Genomic DNA, 23,560 nt, shown 5'->3' on the forward strand with positions numbered 1-23,560 from the left:
GCGGAGACGTGACCGCTGGTGAGGTGATGTACATGGGAGGGGGTGACCTTTCTATTTCTTGTTTCGTGTGACAGACGCGATGTAGGTGCGTTCGCCGATCTGGGTGGTGGTGATGTTCTGGACATCGGGGTCGGGGTCGCGGGTGCCGTCGGGCAGGATCAACGTGACCGCCACGCGATAGGTGTTGGAACCGGTCTCCTCAATCGACAGGCAGTACCGCGCTTGGGGATTGAGCGTGTCGATGCTCGACTGCAAATCGACGGCGCTGCCGATGCCCTCGACATTGGACGAGGCCATCGCCCGCGCGGCCGGTCCCGAACGCCAGTGGAAGTAGGCGTAGTTGAACGCTTTGATCACGTTCGGGCCCGACGTCAGGTCGCCCGGGTCGCGGCCGGTAGTGGTGGCTCCATCACTGGTCGAGGGGCATTCCACCGCATCGGAGAACGGGTCCGGGGTGTCCATCGCAGCAACCGGATCGGTGATGCCGTCCTCGCCGCCGCTGCTGACCAGGCCCCGGATCATGACCGCGATCGCCACTAGCCCCATGACCGCCACCACAACGGCAGCCGCCACGATCAGCAGCCACCGGCGGTCCCGACGTCGAACCGGGGCCGGAGCGGGCGCACTTCGTGTGAATGGCGCTGCGGCATAGACGTTATCGGTGTACGGGGGCTCCTCGACTGCGGGCTCGGCGACCTCCCCGAAATCGGCGTCATCAGATTCAGCGTCATCGAGTGGGGCGTAGCTGTAAGTGTCGTCGACCTGGTCAACGCCCCCTGCTGTGATGTCCTGCTCGGGGTGCGTCGGGTCGTCAACCCACTCGGTGAGCTGGTCGGAGTGAGGCTCGCTGGTGTGCAGCCAGGACTGCACGCTCGGGTCGTTCTGCCAATCAGTGCTCATCCGAACGTCACCTCGTTCCCGTGGCGGTATGCGCGGGTCCAGCGATCGCACGCGGCGAGGTGCCAGTGCAGGGGATGTTCATCGCCGAACACACCGCGCCGGACCGCGGTCAGCGAGAACGGATCGATGGTGTGCAGCGTGTCGTCGAACACGTCGCGGTAGGTGGCGCCGACCAGCAGCTCGTCCGGCAACGAGCCGTTCGAGCCGACCACCAGCACAACGCTGTTCGCGTCGAGGCGGTAGCCGCGGTCACCGGGCAGTACGCACCGCGCCCGTTCGTCGTAAGCCTCTTTGAGCCGCGTGATGCTGAGGCCGTTGCCCATCCCCCATCGAGTCGACGCGCAGCCGTTCTCATCGGTCAGGACCACCGACGTGGCCGGGTCGGTGACTGCGGTGATCAGATCGATAGGACTCAACCACGCCGGCTCACCACCCTGCGGGTTGATGGGACGGTTCGGATGGCCGGGGTTGTGAGAGGCATGTCCCCCGAACGGGGGCCGGATTGCACTGTCACTGAACATGTACTCGCTCCTTCCGGAGTGATTCGTTGAGTGCGCTAGTGGAGAGGAAGGGTCTAGCTGGAGGTGGTGGTTCGACCACCACCACAAGCGCGGCACAACCCGCGCCCGCACACGCGGGAAGGGCTGGCCGAGAGGACGGTCAGACTCATTGCGAGGCCCCGCTGAGGAACGGCGGAAGGCCGGACGCGCCGCCAGGAGGTGTGGATTGCGGGACCGGTGAGGACCCTGAGGGAACCGTCTCGGACGAAGCCGATGGTGACGAAGTGTCGAGCTCCCACGGATACGCCGGTTCCGACGTCGCAGCGCTCGGCGGCAACGACGTCGTGGTCAACGATGGAAGCGTCGACGAACCAGCGGACCCCTCGCCGAACAGCCACGAAAAGTCATCGCTGCCGCTGCCGCTAGCGGACGAGTTCGACGGCGCGCCGTCCTTGCCGGCGATGTCGCGCGCGGCCGCCACGATCCAATCACCGATCAGCTTCGTCGGGGGCTGGCCTGTCGGCGTGGCCGACACCTGCGAGTACGACGTGTGCTGCTTGGCCGCATCCCAGTACTTCAACAGCGAGGACACCTTGAACAGGTCGGAGTTCGCTTGGAACTCGGACTTGAACGCGGTAAATGCCTCAGAGACAAGACGTTCCTGGGTTGCCGGTGGAACCAGCGTGACCGCTGCCTGGCCCAGCTTTGCGCCCAGAATGCCGACGATGGCCAGTGGATTCGCAGCACCCGCAGTAGCGATCGCGGCGATGGTGCTCGGGGTGGCGACTGTCTGCACAACGGTCTTCACCGCGTTGAACCCGATCGTGCCCACCTTGATGACCGCCGACAACGCGTCCTGGACACTCGGCAAGGGCGTACGAGGGTCTGAGGCCACGGCCAACCGCTCTGACAGGGTCTGTCGCGGTTGGTAACTCACGGATTCGAGGTTGTTCTCCGGCGCCTGGACATCTTCATTGACCACCGGCACCGCGGTCTTGACTGCGGTCAATGCCAGTGCTTCGGCGATCGTCGACAACGACCCGATCGGATCGTCCGGGTTGAGTTCCGACTGACCCGCGATGTTGGTGACCAACCGCGCCAGCGGTGCGTTCGCCGGGGCATCGCAGGCGAGGTCGCCGGGCGTGCACGCGGACAGATAGCGCCCCGCGATGGCCTGGTACGACGTGTCCTCGACGTCACCGACCGGGGCGATACCGCCACCCGGGGCGTTGGTCGTCGACACCGCCACGACCTTGGACACGTTCGCGCCGCTTGTTCCCGGCACCGGATCGGGAGAAGTTTGCCCCGGCTTACCGGGGAACAACGAAGCCCCTTCGGGACGGCCAGGATCGCCGAGGTTGGCCAGCAGAGCCAGTTTGTCGGCGCCGATCGCTGCTTTGCCACCGACGATGTCGTTCAACACGATCCGCGTGACGTGAGCGCCCTGGGAGTAGCCGACCAGACCGAACTTCGTGGCCGGGCACGCGGCGGCTTTGTCTTTGATCCAGGACAGTGTCTTGGCGACCGCGCCCTGAACGGACTGCTCGTACGGGACCTTGCCGCCCGCTACAGCACCACCGAAGCCGGCGTCGTAGGGCACATACGCGCGGTCCATATCACCGCGGGCGGCCGTGATCGCCGGATGAAGTACCTGAGACAGGAAGCCCGCGTCCTTCGACGGATCGGCGTCTGGCGACGACTGGCCGGTGCCCTGCACCGCATACACCATCAGACCAGGGCAGCCCCCCGGCTGCGCCGGCGCCGCTGACACGTTCCCGACCCCGACATTGGCCAGGGCGATGACGGCCGTCGCCATGACTGCCAAGGTCGCGGCCCAGATCGAATGTCGCGACTCCTGTCCACCCCTCTGGACAGGACGATGCATCTCTACACTGGTCACCGGGACAGCCCCCCATCGACAGACAGGGAGCTGTCTCCTCGGGTGACTACGCGTGAGCCGTTCGACGGCAAATCAATCGCGCTCGCGCGTAGTCGCCAACCACCACTCCGGAGAGGGACTGTTCGACGGCAATCTGACCGTCCCTCTCCGGAGCCTGGGACCTGTGCGATCGATCGAGAGTCGACAGCGACATGCCCAGACCAATCTGGCCCACGAGGATCGGGCTCAAGAAGGTTCGTCATGCGAGTTCCTTCACTCCAAGGGTTTCCTCGAAGCTGTAGGAGCAGCCCACCCAGACGACCGTTGTCAGCGCATACCCGCAGGTACACTGTTCAACGCCCGCCTCGATGCCTGCACTTACCGCATCGAGCTGGTAATCACCCGGTCCGGACGCCGTTCGAGTCGCCAAACTTTGCAGCGTCCGGCCGGGGTCAAACTTCGAGACAGAGACCCTGTGCCTACGTGGTGTACATGGGTCTCGCCAGGTGCCAAAGCCGCTCAATCGGCAACTTGACCCGTGCAGTAACCGATCAATTATCGAGCGTCGATACCTATTATAACCCGACAGTAGACCGATTGAAAACCGAAGTTAGACGATCATTGGTGGCATACCGTAGGGGGCACGCCCCGGAGCGGTCTATAGCGCCTAGAGTGCGGGTGTGGCCGATGCTTTGCGCTTTGGGCGCCTCGTGCAACGGCGCCGGCAGGAACTGGGAATGTCGCAAGCCGATGTAAGTCTCGCCGGCGGGCCGAGTGACCCGACTATGCGACGCCTTGAGCAAGGTTTAATGGCCAAGCCGAGGTTCGTCACGTTGACCAAGCTGGACGCTCCGCTGCGGTGGTCCCCCGGAAGCGCCGCGCGCGCTTTCGAGGGAGGTGACCCGGTACCTCTGCAGGACGAACCCACGACCGATCTGGCCCCGGGTACGAATGATCCGGTCTCTTCTCGCCCCACACGTCCTCTGACGCCCTCTGCTTACGGCGTGTTCATTCGAACCGACGCGCTGGCCGAACTCGCTCGGAAGGTGCGCGCAGTCGATGACCTGTCGCCTTCGCTCGACGAGGACCAGCGCGTTGTGGTTGCGAATCTTCGTCATGCGACCGACAGGTTGACCCGAGCGTGGATAATCAGGCAAGCAGAAATAGCGCGTCGTGATGACACTCTCGCTGATCTAATCCTTGTTCTTGACGATCATCTACGCATGCCACCACCGGAAGGCGAGTCCACCTCTGACAGCGATGACCTCAACTACTTGAGGTGGCTAGCCGGCTACCCGGTGTCAATGCCTCAGGTTCGGCGATACGAAGCGCGGTTCGCTGACTTCGTAGCGAGTCAGTCAGAGCAAGCTGACTGACACAAACTTGGAGTTCTCCTCAGGTGTTGCTAGGTGCGGTGGCCCAGCGGGCCGGGTTGGTCTACTGCAACCTCCAACCCGACCCGCGAGCACGATCCGGCAAGACCAGTCTTTAGGCTGCGCAGTCATTGGACATCGCGCCGCGCCACAAGACGCCATTGGTGGTGGCAAACCGAAGTTACACCGATATTAGACCAAAATAAAGGGCGTGCACTCTGCGCGTCCGTCAAAGCGGGTGAGTCCCAGGCTGGCCCGCAACGGTATGGACTGGCAATTCCCTGCGTGCCCGTTGCTTCGTTCTGATACGTACCCAGATATCAGACGCCCTTCGGCGACCCTCACCTATCGAACTGCGTTTAGTCGCGCGGACCCATCACCCCTCCCCCGCGTGACTGCAGGGACGCCGCGGGTTTGGGTGTGCAGCTCGTGCCTGCGAACCGCCAGCCGGCAGGGATGAACCGTCCGAGGATTGGGTGTACCGGCTTACTCCGAATCCACCGACTGAGACTGGAGGTGGGCTTCTAGAGCCGCCCTGCACAGCTGCGAGCGATTCTCGGCACCAACTTCGACAACTAAGCGATCGATGACAGTCAGGTTGCGACCAAGCATCCGGAACGTCAGCGAAGATCGCTCTTCTTCTGGTCTGGCTTCGATTCGTACGAACAGCCCATCGTCGTGGTGCTGGCGTTTGAGCTTCTCTACTAACGCCGGCAAGCGGTCGTGATTGGCGACAATCGCGTCCATCAATGTCCCGGCAATGGTTGTTTCGTTCTGCTTGTTGTGTGCCTTGGTGGCTGTGCAGAGTGGCGTGGGAAGCGACAGGGTGACTGACACCAGCATCTCGTCTGGGCGGGTTTCGACGCGTTTCGGGCGTCGGGCACCTCGCGAGACAGGCCGAGTGGACGCTGCCGGTTGCGGTTGATTGTGCGGTAGCGCTGTGCCGTCGGGTACTGCTGGGGTTGCCGCCGGTGCCGCTGTAGGAGCGGTTGGTCTACGGGGCGGCGGCCCCGGGACGCTACCGGTCCTCGCGAGACCGGTGACAGGCTTGCGATCGGTGGTCATCAGGCAGATGCTCCTTCGTGTGCCGGCTCCGCGGAGGAATCTTGTTCGGTCTCGCGTCGGTCGATCTCCTGGAGGATCTCTTGGGCGAGGAGGACGTAGTCTTCTGCGAGAGACGGCGCGGTGCCTGGCACACGGTCGGGCCGCCTGCCTTCCTTGAGGGCCTTCCAGTACGGCTCGGCGTTGTCGACTTGCTCGGCCAGCTCGTGGGCAAGCAAGCCCTTCTCCCGTACCTGAACCGAGGTCATGGTGCTATGGCGCACAACAGAATTGAACAGCGGGGCCACTCCTCCGAGCGCTGCGTCTAGCTTGGCCCGCGCCTCTCTACGAATGGCTTTCGCAGCGGCCTCGATACCGAAAAGCACGGCGCCCAGGACCTCGATGTCGGGGTTTGTTGATCTGGCACTAACCAGTTCGTCAGCGAGTTTTTGCAGGCCGTCGATGCTCGAGTCGTCCGGTTTCGTCGGGATGACGATCCAACGTGTTGCAGCCAGCGCTAACCGTAGAAGATGGGGTCGTGTAGGTGGGGTATCGATGATGATGAGGTCGTAATCATCTGCGATGGGGCTTAATGCATCTGCGAGTTGCCTGTGTGAACCTGGCGAACGCTGAGAACGACCGATCAGTATCGCTTCAAGATCGTCGAGTCCGCTCCCACCTGGAAGTACGTCCAAGTTGGGTCGGTAGTTGACAAGACTGGGTCGTAGTGGCTTCTCCTGCATGATCGCGTCGAAGATCTGTTGTCCGGAGTCGCCTGACCCATCCATCTCGTAGCCGAGGTCGCGTCCCGCGTTGCCCTGCGGATCGAGCTCAATGAACAGGACGTGCCAACCGGCGGCAGCGGCCAAACCAGCGACATTTGTCGCCGTTGACGTCTTACCGACGCCACCCTTGCCGTTTGCGATCGTGACAACCCGAGCTAGTGCGGGTTGAGATAGGTGTTGCACTGAGTCCTCCAATGGGGTGGTGCGCATGGACCGCAGGAAGGCAGTGCCTCCCGGGCGCATTGGGGTCCGCTATGCGCAGAGGATAACAGCGCACATCGGTTCGCGCGGTGTACGACACGCTACGGACGACTTGGCGTTCTACCGCGAGGTCTCCCGTGCGCGACGCCGCAGATACTCACTTGAGCGTGGCAATGATCGAGGCGTTAACAACGACGATGTCGCCGGTCGGCGGGCAACATCTACGTCTTGCGTTACGTATAGACATAACTGCTTAGACAGAGCTGCCATCACTGCGCACGGGTATGTGTTCAGTAGTTTGGTATGTACATCGATCTACATGCACCGCATCAGCGGAGCTGGTAGATGGTGAAACATCTCGACACACAACGCTTGCGACGTGGGACAAGATATGGCGATGCATGCGGACATGAGTGCTCTGTGCCGCATAGAGCGCCTTGCCAGCGTCCGCAAGCAGCCCAGTACGTAGCACTTCACAGCACCGTGTACTGAGTGCGACATGGTGTCTCGCAGTTGAGTGGGTACGTGTCTTACTGCTCCGCAGCGTATGGGGGTAAGGACGCTGAGGCCCATCCCGTACATCGGTGCGGCACTTCACGCTGTATGTATGGCGCGCCGAACAGTGCAGGGTACGGACCGGTACACGTAGGAACGTATTTGCTGGCGTGTGGTCTGACTGGTGGCGCCCATTAACGCACAAGATCCGGGCGGCCACCATCGAGGGTGCACTGTCTCGAGTGTTGTAGTTCGTGCTATGAGGCCCATTGCTTGGCGTAGCGCGTAGCTCCGTGACCACAGTGTTGTCGCGATTCACCTAGACGGTCTCGTCAACTGCACTGAGCGCGTGACTGCGCGCATTGCAGCGCGAAGTAATGCGTGCATTATTACGAGCTGAACAGGCCGTTTGTGCGCACGGCAGTCCCCATCGACGCGGTCGGTAGCCACGTGTGCGGGGAACGAAAGTCGGAGACCAGGATCGCGGATACGATACCCAGGGACGAACAGAAGCATCGTGTCTGCACCCGGGAGAGATTCGCGCTCTCGACTAGACTCGTGAAAGACCAAGGCGCCGGGTGACATAGCCACACAGCACGGCTGTCGGCCAAGTGGCTTGTGAGCCGACAGCTCAACGAAGCGGTCCCCGCGCAGACTTGCGCGTCTGCGTGACCTGACCCGGTGGGACGGGTTTTGACCGTTCGCGACATCGGGTGCACAGAGCCATAAAGACATGAGACCACAGCGCAGCTCGTTCACGACGAGTTTCGTCCCACCAATGATGACCGGGGGATGGCATCCGCCTTGCTCGATCGCTCGTCTACCTCGACGCAGCCATCCGCCAACATGTAACAGCGGCCCTCGAAGTCTTTGGAATGGCCGGGCGGACCGCATTGTTGGGTCACGACACAGACATCGGCCGCTCTTGTGGGTCCACAACTGAACCGGGCTGACTTAGGACGACCTGATGGCTGACCGGGGAACCAGTGCCACAACTACATGCGGCAGCTCAGGCGGGCACCTACAATCCGTGCTCTACGTAGATCACCGAGTCGTCTCACTCCCCCGGGGGCACCGGTGTCGCCGCCGGCCCCTCGAGTTCCGCCGCTAGGCCCAATGCCACAAAGCTCTCGGCACTTCGGGAGACTCCCTGAGTTATGGCTGCGGTGGGGTTCCGAGAACTGAGCCGACGTCGTCACCAACCGGATGACACCCGTATGGGTCGGCCGTATGGGCCGGCGGGAGAATGTTCGACTCTGAAGGTGGGCCATCGCGTATCGACGACCCGTTGGGGCTGAGGAATCAAGAATGAACGCTTAGTGCGGCTGACAGGAGTCCTGGCAATCGCGCTGAGACCGACAGACTTACGTAAACGGCTCCAGATCGCACCGTGACGAGCTGCCACCCATTTTGGCCCTAGGGGATAGGACAACTCAGTTTCGTCGTTCTGCGGGAAACTGGGAGGCAGTTTCGATTTGCGCAGGTCACGGTGCTCAAATGTTGTCGTGATCCGATAATCGTAGTCACGCGCTGGCTCTCGACCGGCACCGCTGGCCGGTGGGGGAGCGGAGAACCGCGGCGGAGTAGATCTTTCAGACCCATCAACGAACTACTGCTGATGGCCCGCTTGAGGCGCGCCTGTGCCTCAGTCGGTACCGCTTCTACCGACAGGCCGACGGCTTGTCGATTGCCTGCCGGTTAGCCCGCTCGATGTTGCTGCTGCGAGGGCTGCGCAGCACGAACTGCGTCCAGCAAGCGAGTGAACTCGCTTGCCAGAACACTCCCGTCTGAAAGCCCCAAGAGCACACCTTCCGCGCGGGCAACGGCTGTGTCTAAGCCAGCGACTGACGAGGGCTCCGGGGCGGACTTGGGTGACGCGGACGAATCGAACGCCGCAAGGTCGCGTTCGAGCATCTGCGCCATCTCGCGATGATGCTGAAGTTGCGCGGAAATTCGTCGAGCGGCGTTCTCGGCGGAGCGCCGGCAGGCATCCGAGCAATAGATCCGAGGCCGACCACGACCCGCGGTCCTACGAAACTCCTTTCGGCACTGCGGGTCAGCGCAGTACGCCGTCACTACCGGAGCTTTGGTCGACCGGTTCTCGATATCTGCCGGAACTGGCGTGGGTGCGCCAAGGCGCCCACGCCGGCCGTCAGCGGACCGATCCATCCACCCAGTGTGGCATAAATTCGCGCGAAAATACAGCCGAACAACGCCCATGACCTGCGGAGATGAGAGAACCGCCCTACTTGATGTCCCCTGACCCGCCGTCCAACACCAACATAAAATCGCGCGGAAATCGCGCTCATACAATTACACCGATGTGATTCGAGCCAGCAAGGGGGTGTGATGACTGCAGGACGCGCAGGTAGCGCCGGTCCTAGCGTGGCCACTGCACCGCGGCTCGATCGTCCCTGCGGAAGATCGTGCTCGAGCTTGCGCAGTTCTTCAGCCCAGCACCACGGTCGGTCCCTACTACCGACGAGGGTCGATCAACGCCGGCGCCGCGCCTTCGGCGCGAACCAGATCTTTCCTACCCTGCGCCAGCTTCGTGCTGCGCGCCTAGCATCGCCAACCCAGAAGGGAGCCTCCGAACCTTCCGAACGCTGACATCTGAATAACGCGCGAGGTCCAACACAAGGACCCCCCGATTACCAGTCGGAGGGTCCTTGATCTGAAGTTTCGAGACTGAGTTACCAGCTCGGTCTCACGGGCTCTCGCCCATCCCCGAAGGGACTGTCTTGCCGGACAGATCTCAGGGTAGCGTGCGCCCTCTCGGAGTGCCCGCAATCCCTGTGCTCCGCGTGTCGCACAACCACACGCGGGGAATCGACTGCATTCGTCCGCAGCACTCACCCACTAGTGGGTGGACATGCTGAGTGAATGGAGGCAGTGGTCGCCCCGCTCCACAGTGCGTGTCGACGCAACAAATGAACACAGATACCGATCAGCACCATGGCCAGAACGAATGCCACCGGTGCCTATCGCGACGTATCTAGCGGACCGCCATTCCCGGTACACGCTGCTCGCATTCGACCTGGATGCAGGACCGTACGGTCCCGAGGCCGTTGCTGTGGATGCCAACGTACTTACCGGCGTCCTAACCGACTTGGGTGTGAGCCACCTGCAAGTGCAGTCGGGGCCCTCAGGAGGGCGGCACATCTGGGTGCGCGTCATTGACCCAGGGATACCCGCGGAAAAAGTCGCCGACCTTGCTCGTAGGCTGCGCGCACACCTTCCAACCCTCGACATCTCACCGCTTACCAACCCCGTGTCGGGCGCAGTTCGGATCCCCGGGTCTGTGCACCGGTCGGGCGGAAACGCGAGCCCACTATTGACCGGACGGGAACTGGGCAACGCCGTCAGGGACATGCAGGCTCGGCCGGCGCCACCCGACCTAGCTGAGTGGCTGATAGCGAGGTTCCCAACAACCGCGCGGCAAAACTCCACGCAGCGAACGACGACTATCGGCCTACGGCTGGTCGGGCAGGGGCCTGCCACACGGGTTGATCGCACGCGAACCGAACTATCCACAACTACGGCTGAGCGCCTAGCCACGCGGCTCACAGCCGCCGACGATCGCTCGGCACACGCGTGGTCGATCATGCTCGGGATGGCCGCTAGCGGTTGGTGCTGGACTGATGTGCTTCAACATCTGCACAAGCCTGGACTCGTCCGCTTGCGCGAAGACCTCCGCCAGAACGAGGCGCACGCCCTCACGCAATGGCACAAAGCTCTGCGCACTGCTGCCGAGACAGCGTGGCCAAGAGCGCAAGGCGACCACACCGTCGACGACCCAGTCCGCACTCACATTGAGGCTGTCTTCGCTGCAGCGAACTCAGATCCCGCAACTTGGGCACGGAAGGGGTGGGCCAGTGCTGAACGGGTCCTGCACAGCCTCCTCGTTGTGTGCGCTCAGGCGCACACAACGACCGTGAACATCGACGTTCGCCGGCTAGCCGAAGCCGCTAACGTTCACGCCGCAACAGCATCGAGGGCACTCCACCGCCTCCAGGCAGAAGGCTGGATCAGACGAGTCGCTGAGGCGCAGGGGACAGAGTCGGCAACTTGGGAGCTCGCACATGTTGCGCATGACACAGCTGCAACACAAGGGGAAACACGCCCCCCGTTTGCCAGCTCCACCCTGAGACTCCACCATGCCCACCACGACATCTGGGTCTGGCGAGAAGGTTTAGGCGGAATCGCCGAGAGGATCCACGCAGCCTGGCAGGGTGGTCACGTATCCGTGCTCGGCCTTGTGAGTGCCACGGGTTACTCCAGCCGGTGCGTCCGTGCGTGGCTTCGCTACTTCAGGGAGCTGAACCTACTGACTCCCTACAGAAATAGGTGGGACGAAGTAGCCGTCGCATTCGGATCTTACGGCGCAATGGTCCGACGGGCGCAGAGCCATCTTGTCGATCGACTGGTTCGGGACTGGTGGGATGAAGAACTTCGCTGGCGAAAGCAAAGAGGGAAGCGAAGGTATCGAGGACCGGGCAGAGTGGCAACGGATCCGCAAGCAATCGCACTGCCAATCGCAGCGCCCTCGCGGACACGGTATGGGCGGTTCCCGACGCGGCCCAGCGGAAAGGTCGACTATCCGTCGGCTCGTTCGTTGGTGCGTAGTCACATGCAGACAAGTAACGCTGCTTAGGTGTCACCGCGATCATCAGGACTCCGCGTGACAGTTCAACGTCACGCCACAGCGAAGTTCCCGCGGGGTTTAAGGAGATAGTGCTGGGCCGGATTGGACGCCTGCTCACGCCGGCACACCTCCGTTGGCGGGCCGTTGATGGTCGGCCGGGTGTCGGGCGTCGAAACTCGGGAACATTTAGGTGACGACACAGCAACTGACGGGTGTAAGGGTCGCCGCAGCGGCCACCTCTCACCCGATTGGAGAACCAACCTATGGCAACAACCTCGACTCGTCTGCTCGCCGGCGCTGTGCTTGCAGCGGGCCTCGCGGGACTCGGAGCGGGTGTCGCGACCGCGGCGACGGGCCCGTTCGTTTCGGACTTCGGAATCCACCAAGTGCACGGCGGTGCCACCGAGAGTCAGGAGCCCTTCACCTTCAAATTCGGTGCTGAGTACGGCGATCCAGTTGACAACGACGACTTCACCCGCCGTGGCTACGGCGATCCGATCGGTGACGCTGGGCAGCCGAAGGTTTTCCGCCCCTGACATCCGGGGTGAGTTCGGTGCCCGGACCCGCAGTGGCGGGTCCGGGCACCTCTGTCTGCGAGGAGATGACGACGTGCGCGATGTCGTCGGTCAGTGTGCTCGTTGGTCGGCGGTCGTCAGGATCAGGTATTGGGCCGAGGCCTGTTGGTGAGTATCGGTTTTGGTGTTGCCGATGACCTGGGCGCCATATCGCCCGACAGTCAGTGCGCAGCTGTGTGCTTGGCTTGTCGGGTGCTTTTGGCAGGTGGCGGTGGGCAAGCCTGGTGGGCTGTCGGCGCCGGTCCAGCCTCGGGTGCGGTTGGATCCGAGGAAGCTGTCGAGATAGGTGCGCGCGCCCTCGGCGGTGTCCGCGCGGAAGACCGCCGAGTTCTCCACTGCGTTGGCATCCGAGCCAATCTTGGTCAGTACCTCGAAGTCGGTGACGGGGTCGGTGCTGGTGTGGGCGATGCCGCGGGGCCCGTACACCGCTCCGCGGTCAGGGGATTCGGGGTTCGCCCGCAGGTAGGCCGCGGTGAACGGCAGCGCGTAGATGAGGATGGCGTCGGGGTCGATCAGCGGAGTTTCACCGTCGGGGGTGGGCGTGAACTCGTCGATGAAAATCTTCTGCTGAGTGATCGCGTTGGCCATACGCACCAACGACTCTCCGCTACGGAACTGCGTCGTGGGGCCGTAGTACCGATCGAAGAACACATACGAGTCGTGAGCGGTGACAGCCAGGATCGCTGTGGACGCACCGAAATCTTGGATGACAGTTCGGGTGCCCGGCGCCCCGTCGAGCGGCACGATGGGCTTGTTGTCGATTTCGGCAACCGCGGCACTCATTTGCTCAGCGGCGGCCGAGGCGTCGGCAGGGCTGCGATATCTCAGGACCGCATGCCGCAGCAGGTGACGAGCAGCCCCGACGTTGGCATCCCCGTTGTCGGCGGTGGTGACAAATCCGGTGACGAACTCCGCGTTGGCCGGAACGTCGGCCGCGCCCGGGACGACCGCGCGACCGATCCCGGCAGCGTCGTCGAACTCGCCGACAGGCCATTGCCCATGTGTGAGATCGGGATTGACCTCGAACGGTGCCAGCACGAACTGCGCCATCCGGGTCGCCTCGACCCGCTCGGGGTCGGTGACCGCGCGTCCGAACGCCGCTCGCGCCCGGGTGGGGTAGTCGCCGGTGTCGAGGGCCACAACCTGCACGGCAGGGTCGGTGAATGTTGCCGAACTGGGCTGCCCGTCGACCGTGCAGCCGGCCAGCACTGCGGTCACCGCCGCGGCCGCGGCGATGGAGCGACCGAGGTAGCTGCGCGTCATCGTCGCCTCTCGTCCCGTCTACTTGGCGTTCTGGTCGGCCTTGGTGAGGATCAGATACTGAGCCGCGGCTTGCTGGTAGACGTCAGTCTTGTTGGGCGACTGCACTTCTCCGACGTAGCGGCCGACCTGCACCTTGCAGTGATAGATTGTGTAGCGGCCGTCGGCGCTGGATTGGGCAGAGCAGTTGGCGGTCGGCAGCCCGGGCGGTGCGTCGATCTTCTGATCGTCGGCATCGCTCGTAGCGGCCAGCGTGGCGGCCTGCTCCTCGGTGTCGGCGCGGTAGACGATGGAACGTTCGATCGCGTTCGCGGTCGATCCGGCCGCCCGAAGGTCGTTAAAGATGCCGGCCGGGTCGCTGGAGAAGTGCGACAAGCCGCGCGGCCCGTACACCGCGCGCATGCTCTGCTGTGGTCGGCCGGTGATGCCGTTTTCCATCTCGGTGTCGGTGTAGGGCAGGGCGTAGATGAGGATGCTGTTCTCGTCCATCTTCGGCGGCTGAAAACCTCCGCCGTTGCCGCGGGCGGCGTTCTCCGCAGCCGTTGGGGTGCGCGGGAATTGGTCGATCAGCGCCGACTGCAACGTGATTGCTTTGCGGGCCATCGGCTCAAGCTGGTCGGAGTGGGCCGCCAGGGAGGAGGCGAACTCATAGATCACATAGACCCCGTGCGGGGTGTAGGTCGTGAAGTAGCTCTTGTCGTTGCGGGTGGTCTCGAGGGCGTAGGCGCCCTCCACCCCCGGCAGGCTGGTAACCGGGCTGTTCTGCTGGCGGGCGCTGACCTGGGCGAGTTGCTGCGCGGCGGCGCGGGCATCAGCGGCGGTTTCGTATCGCAGCACCATGTTGTGCAGGCCACGCGGGTTGTCACGTTCGGTCGGCGCGGTGGTGAACAGGGACGAGAACCCGCCGAGCAGTGCGTCATTGGCCGGGATCGCCGCCGCGTCGGCGTTGATGTGTGGCACCAGGTTGCGGCGGCTGGTGATCGGTGCGTTGGATTTGTCCGGGGCGGTCAGGTCCGGGTCGACCTCGAAGGGCACCACGATGAACTGCGCCATCCGTTGGCTTTCGACCTGCACCAGTTGCGAGTCGTCGGCAACACCGAACGGTGGGCGCGGGTCGGTGGGGTAGGCGCCCGGATCGAGCGCGGTCAGATCGACCGTCGGCTCGGCGCTGCCGGTCGTCGAGGATTCAGGGGCGGGTTCGCCGCCGGTGGAGCATGCGGCCAGCATGCCCGCGGTGACCGCGGCTGCGGCCGCGAGTGGGTACCAACGCTTCATCAGGGTCTCGTTTCTCTCCTGCAGCCCTGCCGCGGAGGACCAACGACCTCACCCGGGCCAGCGCCGCACACACTGGTGTTGCTCAGTGTGTTGCTGCGCGAACCCCGAACGGTTCCCCCGAAACCCGAATCTGCACGATCTCTTGTTCGGCTGCAGAATAGTGCGCCCACCGTCGTGCCGGCACAGTCGGGTCCGCCATCGGGCGGGCGGTGCCCCCATTCGAACGGTCGAAACCACCCGTCTCGACCCCTCAGGTCACAGGAGGTGCGATCTAGGGTCGAGGCGTTCTCGATCATTGGATGAGGAGTCCCTTGATGCCTATCTCGACTCGTTGTGTGCGCGCGGCGGTGACCGCTCTGGCCGTCGTCGCTGCCGGTGCTGGGCTGCTGGTGGCGCCGGCACCAGCCCACGCCGCCGAGCATGTCTACGGTGCGATCGCGATCTCCCAGCGCACCGGCAACACCGCCTATGCGATCAACTACGCCACCGCGTCGGCGGCCAAACGGGCCGCCGAAGCGAAGTGCCGGGCCTCGGACTGTCGGTGGGTGGTGCAGATGGCCCGCAACTGCGGGGCGGTCACCCAGCAGCCCCGCACCCTGCGGTGGGGGTGGGCCTACGCCCCGACCCGACGCTCCGCTGAGGTAGCCGCGGCGAACGAGTCCGGGCCGGGGTCCCGCACGATCATCTGGGCCTGCACCGCCGGCGCCTGACACCCCGCCGTTTTGCGTTGCCCTGCCGCGTCGACCAGCATGCTTTCCATGACCGGTCGGGGGAACGGCGGCACTGCTACGAGACGATGGTCGGCGTGAACGCGCCCGCAGCACCCCAGAAAGGGGTCGACGCGGCCGCGGCGGCGGTCGTGGCGGAGGCGGGAAAAGTGCTGCGCGCCTACAAACACGACGCCGTCGCCGACCTCGCCGAGACGAAACTGCACCGCACGCCTCAGCGCACCGTGGTGGTGGCCGGCGAGGTGCAGCGCGGCAAAAGTTCCCTGGTCAACGCCCTGGTCGGCTACCGCGACCTGTGCCCGGTCGGGGTTGATGTCACCTCCTCGGTGGCGGTGTCGGTCACCACCGCCGGTGATCTGCCCGCCCATGCCGTCGAGTTGTTCTTTCCGTCCGGCCCGCGCCCGGCCGAGATCTGCGAGCTAGCCGACTGGGTGACCACCGGCGGGCGCATGGTGAGTGATCGCAGCGTCGACGAGCTCCCCACTGCGGCGGCGATCGCGCTGCGTGAGGCCGCCGTGGCCGAGACGACCCTGATCGACACCCCCGGTGTCGGCGGCCTGGACGTCGGCTTGGCAAAACTTGCGTCGCAGTCCACCCAGCAGGCGTGCGTGTTGGTGCTGGTCTGCGATGCCTCCGCCCCGATCACGGCCCCGGAGATGGCCTTCGTCCGCGAGGCCAGCGCCGGTGTCGATGCCGTCGTCGTGGCCGTGACGAAAACCGACAAACACCTGGGCCGCTGGCGGGCGATCGTCGCCGAGAACCAGCGGCTGATCGCCGAGCACCTGGGGCGCACGGTACCGGTGATCGGGGTGTCGAGCCTGCTCGCCGTCGTCGCGGCCGAGACCCCCGACCCGCAGGCGCGTCACCGCCTCGAGGTCGACTCCGGGATCGCCGCCCTGCGCGCGGCGATCACCGACCGACTCGACGCCGCAGCGGCCGCCCCGCACCTGGATGCGGTCCGCACCTGTCTGGACGGGCTGCGTACCGTGCGCACGACCATCGCCGACGAGCTCGCCGCGCTGAGTGCTGGGGCGAAAGCGTTGCCGGACCTGACCGCCGAACGCGACCGGCTCACCGACCTGCAGGCCCAGTCACGCCAGTGGGAGCAGTACCTCGCCCGGGACCTGACCCTGCTGCGGCAATCGGCGGTCGATGATCTCGAACGCCGCCTCGATGGGGTGCGCGAGAAGTGGACCACCTACATCAACAGCAACGGCATGGCCGTGTTGCGGCGCAGCGAACAGAAGTTCACCGCCGACATGCAGGTCGATCTGCAGATGGCGATGGCTGAAACCCTCGCCGGGTTCCTGCACGAGCTGCACGACACGATCATCACCCCACGCTTCGCCGACGACCCCGCGGTGTGGGAACAGATCAGCGACCGCATCGTCGCCTCGATGCAGGACAAGAAGATCGAAACCCACCAGGTCACCAGCAAACGCCAAGGGCTGCTCGACCCGACGTTGCTGACCATGGGTGTGGTCGGGTCCTCCACCCTCGGTGGGCTTGTCGGGCTGTCGGCGCTGATGGGTGTCGGCGCCGTCATCGGCGCGGTGTGGGTCGGAGTGAACTTGAGCTTCCGGGCGATCCGCGCCGGCAAAACCAACCTGCTGGCCTGGCTGCGGGAAACGCTGGCCGCCACCAAGACCGCCACCGGCCGACTCCTCGACAGCGCCGTCGCCCAAGCCCGCCCCGACATCGTCATCCGATACCGAGATCACCTGCGCACCACCATCGAACAGCTCCAAACCACCATCACCCACGTCCAGGAGGCCGCGGCCGCCGACGCCGCCACCCGCGAAAAGTCCACCCAACGTCTCACCTCGAACCTGGCCATCGTCGACAAACGCATCACCGCCGCCCAAGCACTGCTCGACGGAGACCAGACATGAGTAGCGCCGCAACCGATTCTGTGCACACCACGCTCGACCGAGGGCTGCACCAGCTGGCCGCGCTCGGCGGGGACTGCATCGACCACGCCAACGCGATCGGCACCATCTTGTGGTCACCGCCGCGCGTGGTGGTCGTCGGCCGACTCAAAGCAGGCAAATCCACGCTGGTCAATGCGCTGATCGGCGCCCCGGTCGCCGAGACTGCCGCTCTCGAGGCCACCAACGTCGTCACCGTCTACCGCGACGGGTCCCCGTCGCGGGCCGAGGTCCTCGCCCTCGACGGCGGCCGCCACCGCGCCGCGCTGCGCCCGGGCGCTGGGATCGAGTTACCGATCCCGTCAGCCGAGGTCGCTTACGTCGACCGGTGGCTGCCCTCGGCGGCGCTGCGCGAACTCACCCTCATCGACACCCCGGGCCTGTCGACGCTGACCGCCGCCAACGACGCCGCCACCCGCCGGGTGATGATCGACGGCTTCGAACAGACCCGCACCGCCTCCATCGACGGTGATGCCGCGGTATTCCTCTTCGACGCCGCACCCCGCGTCGATGAGATCGAGTTCCTACACCGGTTGCCGTTCACCCCGCTGACCATGCTCGGGGTGCTCTCTCGCGCCGACTCCTTCGCCGAAGGCGCCTTCGGGCGCCGCGACCCACTCACCCACGCCGCCGCCCACGCCACCGCCATGGCCGGCCCGCTGGCCGGGATCGTCCACACGATCGTCCCGGTGTCCGGGTTGATGGCGCAAACCAGCCACACCGGCATGCTGACCGAACGCCACGCCGCGCTGCTCGCCCAGCTCCGCGACGTCCCGCCGCTGGACGTGCTGCGGATCTTCGACTCCGAGGATGATCCCACCAGCGGGGGAGTACCGCCGGCCGACCGGCGTGAACTCCTCGCCCTGCTCGGCGAGTACGGCGTCCTCAACGGTCGCCGTATCGCCGCCGACGGCGCCGCAGCACTCAACACGTGGCTGGCCGAACGATCTGGGATCGCCGCCCTGCGCCACGCCCTGACCGCGGCCACCGGACGGTTCGCCGTGCTGCACCGCGCCCACCGCATCCTGGCCCGCCTCGATCAACTGGCCTTCACCCATCCCGCCCGCGACCACATCCGCACCCTGTCCGCCGGATTGCGCGCCGACCCGGCCCTGTCCGCGGTGACCGTGCTCGAGGACTACCAACGCATGCTCGACGTCGACCCCGACGCCGCGGTCACCGACGAACTGCGCACCATCCTCACCGCCACCACCCCCGCCGGCCGCGTCGGCCTCGACGGCCACCCACCACCGGCCGCCGTCGCCGCCGAAGCCCACCGCCTCTTGGCCGCCGCCCAGCAACGCACCCTGGCCACCCGGTCGGCGGCCGAGGACGCCGCCCTGGTCACCCTCATCCGCACCTACACCGCTCTGGCCGCCGGCCACTGACACCCGCTCGCGCACAGGACGATCCGACACCATGACATCTGCCACCCAGTCATCTGCCACCCACGCCTGGTCTCTGGCCATCGACTTCGGCACCAGCAACTCCGCGGCCGCGCATTCGGGCGCCACCAGCCGCAGCATCGAAGCGCTCTCGCTGACCCACACCAGCAACCTGATGCCCTCGGCGGTGTTCGTCGACACCGCAGGCACCGTCCTCGTCGGGGGTGCCGCCCTCAACTCCGCCGCACAGAACCCAGCCGGGTTCATCGCCTCACCCAAACGCCTCATCGGTGCGCAACCGGCGATCGCAGCCAACGGGCACACCCTGCCGATCTACGGCCTCGTCGCCGCCGTGATGCGCACCATCATCGGCCGCGGGGTCGCCGCACACGCCGGCACCATGCCCGACCGGGTCGTGCTCACCCACCCCGAAGCGTGGGCGCCCCAACAGATCCAGGTCCTCACCGACGCCGCGAGGGCCGCCGGCATCCCGGCCGAGCGGGTCACCACGATCTCCGAACCCCGCGCCGCGGCCGGGCACTACTCCCGCTCCCACGCCCTGCAACACGGCACCAGGATCGCGGTGTTCGACTTCGGCGGCGGCACCCTCGACATCGCCGTCCTCGAGGTCACCCCCACCAACACCTTCCAAGTCATCGCCGCCCGCGGCGACAACGGCCTGGGCGGCAAGAACTTCGACGCCCTGCTGCAACGCTGGGTCGAGGACCGCCTCGCCGACCCCGACCCCGACCACGCCGCCTGGCTGCGCCGCACCGCACCCATCGACGCCATCCAATCCCTGCAGGACTCCATCCAGCAGGCCAAAGAGCTGCTGTCCGAAACGCCGTCGGCCACCATCACCGTGCCCGGCCCAGGCGAACGCACCACCCTGCAGATCACCCGCGACGAGTTCGACGAACTCATCACCCCCGCTGTCGACGCCGCCGTCCACCTCACCCGAACCACCCTCTCCGACGCCGGCCTCACCCACCCCGACCAACTCACCGCCCTCTACCTCACCGGCGGGTCCTCCCGCATCCCCCTCATCCAGCAACGCCTCGGCGAACTCGGCCCCGTCGCCACCCTGGACGACCCCAAAACCGTTGTCGCCCAGGGTGCACTGCTCACCGTGTTGGCAGACTCGGCGCCCACCCAGCCCCGCGGCATCCCCGAAGCCGCCGACCTCATGCCGACCTGGCACACCCAACCCCGCACCCTGGGCTCACCAACCCAGCCCGCCTCGACACGGCGACGCTGGCTGCGCATCGGCGCCGCCGCGGCCGCCGTCATCGCCGCCGCCGCGATCGTGACCACCATCGTCACCACCGCCAACGGCAGCGACGACGACCCCACCGATGCACCCCAGGCCACCGAAACCCTGGGCACCGACACCTACGCCGCCGGACCCACCGGCGAAGACGGCGGGCCGATCCTCACCGACCCCGACCAAATCCGCCAGCAACTCCCCGGCGCGCTGCAATCCCAGATCACCGACTGCAGCAAAGGCAGCTTCACCGACAACGGCGCCCTCACACTGGACTGCACCCTCAACGAGGCCGGCACCCTGGGTGGCCTCAAAATTGCAGGCGGCCTATCAGACTCACTGCGGATCGACATCAACGTCGACGACAACGAAGCCGCCCGCGAGATCCGCAAGCTGCGTAACGGGGTCTACAGCGCTGGCAAGGGCACCGTCGTCGAAGACACCAACCGCCAGGCTGCCGCCGAGATCACCCCGAGCCTGAGCGAGAACGAATACTCCATCTGGTACGCCAACACCGGTACTGGGCTGGTCCTCAGAGTCACCGAACTGTCCTCTGAAGAGAATGCCCGCACCTTCCTCACCCGCTCCGGCCTCATCAACTAAGTGCGCAGAAGTGTCGACCTGATCGGGCAAGCCCACCGTGAAGGCCTGGAATGACGAAGTCGCTCGAGCGCGCGATCACCACTCGGATCGCCCAGCTCGATGACGGGCCACGCTACGCCGTCTACGCGACCGCTGGACTGGTTCTCTCCGCCTGCGCGCTCCTGCTCCCGGACTACCTCATCGTGGTCGTATTCCCAATGGGACTCGTTGCTTTCGGCATCCTCGTTGCCGCTATCGCTGGTGCTAAACCGGCAGAAAAGATCGCGTTCTGGGCGGGGTTGACTTTCGGCCTGGCGGCCGATTGCATCTTGGTAGGCCTAATATTCGACGGTATTCTGTGAGTCTGAAACGTCAGTTACGTACAGGCCCAGTCGAATACGTTCGATTCGAGGTCGTACTGGAGGGTGCCGGTGCCGATGTTCATCCCGGGAAGTTCGATCAGGTCGAGGTAGTACGGGGTGAGTCCGTCGGGAATCCACTGGGAGGGAAAGATTGAGCCGCCGAGGTGATTGAACCATTGGAGTCTGTTGGCCCAATCGTGGTGGTCGCCGTCGCCCCACGTGCTGAGGTACGGAGTGTCTGTGGTGGTGTCACGTTCGACGGGGGCGATGCCGGCGTTAGGGTCGTTGCGGCGCGGCGTGAGACGCACGAGCATCGGCGGGTCGTCGTGGTTCCACGCATGGCGGGGTAGTCCGTCGTGGTTGTGTTCTCCGGGACGTCGGCGGTCTGCCGGTGGTGAGCCGATCCGGGTGAGTTCATCGGCGGTGAGCCAAATGGCCGCGAAGTAGAGATCAAGGATGTCGGTGAGGAGAATCTGGTGGGGGTGGGGGCGATGGTGTTGCAGGTCGATGACGAACGGATCGGCCGGATCGGGGTTGTCGGGTAGCGGCATGAATGCCTCGCCTGCTCCCTGAAAAAGCGCGAACCCTGGGAGGTCCGGGCCGCGCCGACGGAAATGCTCGGGGAGCCACAGGGTGATGACGTGCATCATCGGCATCCCCGTCGTGGGATCGCGCGGCCACTGCTCCGGCGCGATCCCCGGACCGACCGGTCCGATCCGGCCCGCGGGGACCGAATGCTGGGCCGCCCAGCTGGCCGGATCGACCCGAGAGTCTTCGGACGTGTGGCTCGGGTCTTCCCACAACCGGCCGACCCTGTCTTCAAACACAATGTCGTAGACGGGGAACCCGCCGTCGGGGTCGCTCTCTAAGTCGGGTTCTGTGAGGTTAGGGAAGGGCGCGCCAACCATCTCTGCTATTTCCTCCTCAGCGTGCCGACTTCGGTCGGTCCGCTCTAGAGCAATGACTCACCGATCGTTGAACCGGCGCCCTGGCGAACAGTCGATGGGTGGGTGTCTACCTGGTGCTGTCCGTAGCGCGCAGGATGCTCTCGGCCAGCGTCCACAGTTCGGTCTCGGACACAGATCCGGGCTGATACTTGACCTTGATGAACAACGTGTCGGCGGTTAGTGCCCACTCATCCAGGTCGTCATGCGAGGCTGCGACGAAGGAGTGATGGCCAAATGACGCACGACGATCGCTGGGAACTGGTGTGTAGGTATACGCAGGACTTGGGTATAGCTCCGCATCAGTACGCGCCGTGTCGGCGGTGACTGGGTTTTCCCGGGTGCTGACGAGGATGCTGGCTCTTACATCGTTGGAAGTGGCTGAGGGGGTGTACATCGTCGTGAAGAATCGGGCGGGTTCGGGCTCCTCCAGGAGCACCGGATGCAAGCCGTCCAACGCGGCGGGTAACGCCTCATCGAGCGTGCCGGGCCGCCGTAGTGCGGTCAGGTCGGCGCCACTGGGTGGCGAAGTTGTCTCTGACACCGAAGCTCCGTTGAGTGAGGAAACGCTGGGGCTATCGTCGTCGCTAGTGCAGGCGACAGCGCAGAAGCATAGCGCGAGAGCGATCACAGCGGCAGTCATTGTTCGGGCTCGCGTTATGACGTGCATCGGTGGTCCCCTGAGCCGGTCGGATACGCTGTGATGATGTCTCCATTGGAGTCTTTGACGATGACGTGGCTCCAGAAGAACTTGCCCGTCACCTCTCCGTTGCGCTTGTCATACATCCAGATTTTGCGCGCATAGCAAGTCTTGCCGTCTCGTTGCGAGGTGGCTTCTGGGTGTCGCAACGTGGCTTCAATGGTGTAGTCCATGAGGTCCATCCACTTGTCACCAGTGATCATTGCCTTGTTCGCCCAGTCATCCATATGACGACCCTTGATGTGTTCGAATCCGTACTCACGATTGCCGCATACCATGAATGCCCGCCGATCCCCGGCAACGTCGTACTCGCCGATGGTCTTCCGCTCGGCAGACGATCCGCATGCGCGGTACGGAGGCAAACCGCTGTTATCAGCGTTGCGGCGCAAACTCTTTACAGCGTCACCGAGCGAAGCTGTCGGTGCGGTAGGCACCGCGGTGTTGGAGGTCGGAGGTTGAACAGTCCGCGTTTCCGGAACCGGAACGATGGGTGTACGACCTGGTGGCGGAATGTCGGTAGGGGCGTGGGCGGTCATGTTCGGCCCAGTGCCAGGGGTGGTGGGCGTAGTCGCGCCCGGCAGGCTGGGAGCCACCACTGAAGGTGTGGTGGGAGTGTTCTCAGGCGTAGCTTGAGGGTCACGGCAGACGTAAGGCACCGGGGGTGGGGGGGCGTCGTTGGGACTCTTACCGGGGTTGCTTGCAGCCCAACCCTGCTTCCAGGCGTTGTTGTACGCGTTG

The 23,560-nt window shown here is 64.8% G+C and carries 17 protein-coding genes; 7 read left to right on the forward strand and 10 right to left on the reverse strand.

Features of this window, described 5'->3' with window-relative positions:
• Positions 1-51 precede the first annotated feature (51 nt).
• The 5 genes from ACFUEJ_RS11065 to ACFUEJ_RS11085 form a co-directional block, all read right to left on the reverse strand.
• Positions 52-870 (reverse strand): hypothetical protein, encoded by an 819-nt coding sequence (locus ACFUEJ_RS11065; protein WP_388029314.1) that lies wholly within the window; start codon positions 868-870, stop codon positions 52-54.
• Between the two features lie 26 nt (positions 871-896).
• Entirely contained in the window at positions 897-1,421 is a 525-nt protein-coding gene (locus tag ACFUEJ_RS11070; protein ID WP_014928866.1) for a hypothetical protein, read from the reverse strand.
• Between the two features lie 145 nt (positions 1,422-1,566).
• Positions 1,567-3,216 (reverse strand): cutinase family protein, encoded by a 1,650-nt coding sequence (locus ACFUEJ_RS11075; protein WP_388029317.1) that lies wholly within the window; start codon positions 3,214-3,216, stop codon positions 1,567-1,569.
• A gap of 1,922 nt (positions 3,217-5,138) precedes the next feature.
• Positions 5,139-5,489, reverse strand: coding sequence for a hypothetical protein (locus ACFUEJ_RS11080; protein ID WP_144066077.1), 351 nt, complete (start codon positions 5,487-5,489; stop codon positions 5,139-5,141).
• 227 nt (positions 5,490-5,716) lie between these two features.
• Positions 5,717-6,688 (reverse strand): ParA family protein, encoded by a 972-nt coding sequence (locus ACFUEJ_RS11085; RefSeq protein WP_065629415.1) that lies wholly within the window; start codon positions 6,686-6,688, stop codon positions 5,717-5,719.
• 4,099 nt (positions 6,689-10,787) lie between these two features.
• On the opposite strand from ACFUEJ_RS11085, the gene ACFUEJ_RS11090 reads away from it, so the two are divergent.
• Positions 10,788-11,828: a helix-turn-helix domain-containing protein gene (locus ACFUEJ_RS11090; protein ID WP_388029322.1), complete on the forward strand. Its 1,041-nt coding sequence runs from the start codon at positions 10,788-10,790 to the stop codon at positions 11,826-11,828.
• 254 nt (positions 11,829-12,082) lie between these two features.
• Positions 12,083-12,355 (forward strand): hypothetical protein, encoded by a 273-nt coding sequence (locus ACFUEJ_RS11095; protein WP_139115519.1) that lies wholly within the window; start codon positions 12,083-12,085, stop codon positions 12,353-12,355.
• A gap of 90 nt (positions 12,356-12,445) precedes the next feature.
• Here ACFUEJ_RS11095 and ACFUEJ_RS11100 read toward each other — a convergent pair whose 3' ends face one another.
• Both ACFUEJ_RS11100 and ACFUEJ_RS11105 read right to left on the reverse strand, forming a co-directional pair.
• On the reverse strand, positions 12,446-13,657 hold the full coding sequence (locus ACFUEJ_RS11100; protein ID WP_388029325.1) for a hypothetical protein: 1,212 nt from the start codon (positions 13,655-13,657) through the stop codon (positions 12,446-12,448).
• Between the two features lie 18 nt (positions 13,658-13,675).
• Complete coding sequence (locus ACFUEJ_RS11105) at positions 13,676-14,881, reverse strand: hypothetical protein (protein ID WP_388029328.1); 1,206 nt, start codon at positions 14,879-14,881, stop codon at positions 13,676-13,678.
• Positions 14,882-15,243: 362 nt separating this feature from the next.
• On the opposite strand from ACFUEJ_RS11105, the gene ACFUEJ_RS11110 reads away from it, so the two are divergent.
• The 5 genes from ACFUEJ_RS11110 (at position 15,244) to ACFUEJ_RS11130 (ending at position 21,178) form a co-directional block, all read left to right on the forward strand.
• Positions 15,244-15,639: a DUF4189 domain-containing protein gene (locus ACFUEJ_RS11110; protein WP_388029330.1), complete on the forward strand. Its 396-nt coding sequence runs from the start codon at positions 15,244-15,246 to the stop codon at positions 15,637-15,639.
• Between the two features lie 86 nt (positions 15,640-15,725).
• Positions 15,726-17,549 carry a dynamin family protein gene (locus ACFUEJ_RS11115; RefSeq protein ID WP_388029333.1) on the forward strand — a complete coding sequence of 608 codons (1,824 nt, stop codon included), beginning with the start codon at positions 15,726-15,728 and terminating at the stop codon, positions 17,547-17,549.
• Positions 17,546-18,973, forward strand: coding sequence for a GTPase (locus ACFUEJ_RS11120; RefSeq protein ID WP_388029336.1), 1,428 nt, complete (start codon positions 17,546-17,548; stop codon positions 18,971-18,973). Before ACFUEJ_RS11115 ends, ACFUEJ_RS11120 begins: the two co-directional genes overlap by 4 nt.
• 31 nt (positions 18,974-19,004) lie before the next feature.
• Entirely contained in the window at positions 19,005-20,837 is a 1,833-nt protein-coding gene (locus ACFUEJ_RS11125) for an Hsp70 family protein (RefSeq protein WP_388029338.1), read from the forward strand.
• Between the two features lie 50 nt (positions 20,838-20,887).
• Complete coding sequence (locus ACFUEJ_RS11130) at positions 20,888-21,178, forward strand: hypothetical protein (RefSeq protein ID WP_388029340.1); 291 nt, start codon at positions 20,888-20,890, stop codon at positions 21,176-21,178.
• 14 nt (positions 21,179-21,192) lie between these two features.
• On the opposite strand, the gene ACFUEJ_RS11135 is transcribed toward ACFUEJ_RS11130, so the two are convergent.
• The 3 genes from ACFUEJ_RS11135 to ACFUEJ_RS11145 all read right to left on the reverse strand — a co-directional run bounded on the left by ACFUEJ_RS11135 (position 21,193) and on the right by ACFUEJ_RS11145 (position 23,358).
• A complete protein-coding gene (locus ACFUEJ_RS11135) occupies positions 21,193-21,981 on the reverse strand; it encodes a hypothetical protein (RefSeq protein WP_388029342.1) in 789 nt (262 codons plus the stop codon).
• 211 nt (positions 21,982-22,192) lie between these two features.
• Positions 22,193-22,666: a hypothetical protein gene (locus tag ACFUEJ_RS11140; RefSeq protein ID WP_388029344.1), complete on the reverse strand. Its 474-nt coding sequence runs from the start codon at positions 22,664-22,666 to the stop codon at positions 22,193-22,195.
• Positions 22,667-22,779: 113 nt separating this feature from the next.
• Entirely contained in the window at positions 22,780-23,358 is a 579-nt protein-coding gene (locus ACFUEJ_RS11145; protein ID WP_388029346.1) for a hypothetical protein, read from the reverse strand.
• Between the last annotated feature and the right edge of the window lie 202 nt (positions 23,359-23,560).

Source organism: Gordonia sp. NPDC057258, assembly GCF_042668985.1.
Classification (GTDB): domain Bacteria; phylum Actinomycetota; class Actinomycetes; order Mycobacteriales; family Mycobacteriaceae; genus Gordonia; species Gordonia hongkongensis.

Bases quoted from the DNA above. Each gene is read 5' to 3' on its own strand.
- ACFUEJ_RS11075 (WP_388029317.1), bottom strand. From the start codon at position 3,216: ATGGCGACGGCCGTCATCGCCCTGGCCAATGTCGGGGTCGGGAACGTG.
- ACFUEJ_RS11105 (WP_388029328.1), bottom strand. From the start codon at position 14,881: ATGCTGGCCGCATGCTCCACCGGCGGCGAACCCGCCCCTGAATCCTCG.
- ACFUEJ_RS11130 (WP_388029340.1), top strand. From the start codon at position 20,888: ATGACGAAGTCGCTCGAGCGCGCGATCACCACTCGGATCGCCCAGCTC.
- ACFUEJ_RS11085 (WP_065629415.1), bottom strand. From the start codon at position 6,688: ATGCGCACCACCCCATTGGAGGACTCAGTGCAACACCTATCTCAACCC.
- ACFUEJ_RS11115 (WP_388029333.1), top strand. From the start codon at position 15,726: ATGGTCGGCGTGAACGCGCCCGCAGCACCCCAGAAAGGGGTCGACGCG.
- ACFUEJ_RS11120 (WP_388029336.1), top strand. From the start codon at position 17,546: ATGAGTAGCGCCGCAACCGATTCTGTGCACACCACGCTCGACCGAGGG.
- ACFUEJ_RS11100 (WP_388029325.1), bottom strand. From the start codon at position 13,657: ATGACGCGCAGCTACCTCGGTCGCTCCATCGCCGCGGCCGCGGCGGTG.
- ACFUEJ_RS11090 (WP_388029322.1), top strand. From the start codon at position 10,788: ATGGCCGCTAGCGGTTGGTGCTGGACTGATGTGCTTCAACATCTGCAC.
- ACFUEJ_RS11110 (WP_388029330.1), top strand. From the start codon at position 15,244: ATGCCTATCTCGACTCGTTGTGTGCGCGCGGCGGTGACCGCTCTGGCC.
- ACFUEJ_RS11125 (WP_388029338.1), top strand. From the start codon at position 19,005: ATGACATCTGCCACCCAGTCATCTGCCACCCACGCCTGGTCTCTGGCC.
- ACFUEJ_RS11145 (WP_388029346.1), bottom strand. From the start codon at position 23,358: ATGACCGCCCACGCCCCTACCGACATTCCGCCACCAGGTCGTACACCC.
- ACFUEJ_RS11095 (WP_139115519.1), top strand. From the start codon at position 12,083: ATGGCAACAACCTCGACTCGTCTGCTCGCCGGCGCTGTGCTTGCAGCG.
- ACFUEJ_RS11070 (WP_014928866.1), bottom strand. From the start codon at position 1,421: ATGTTCAGTGACAGTGCAATCCGGCCCCCGTTCGGGGGACATGCCTCT.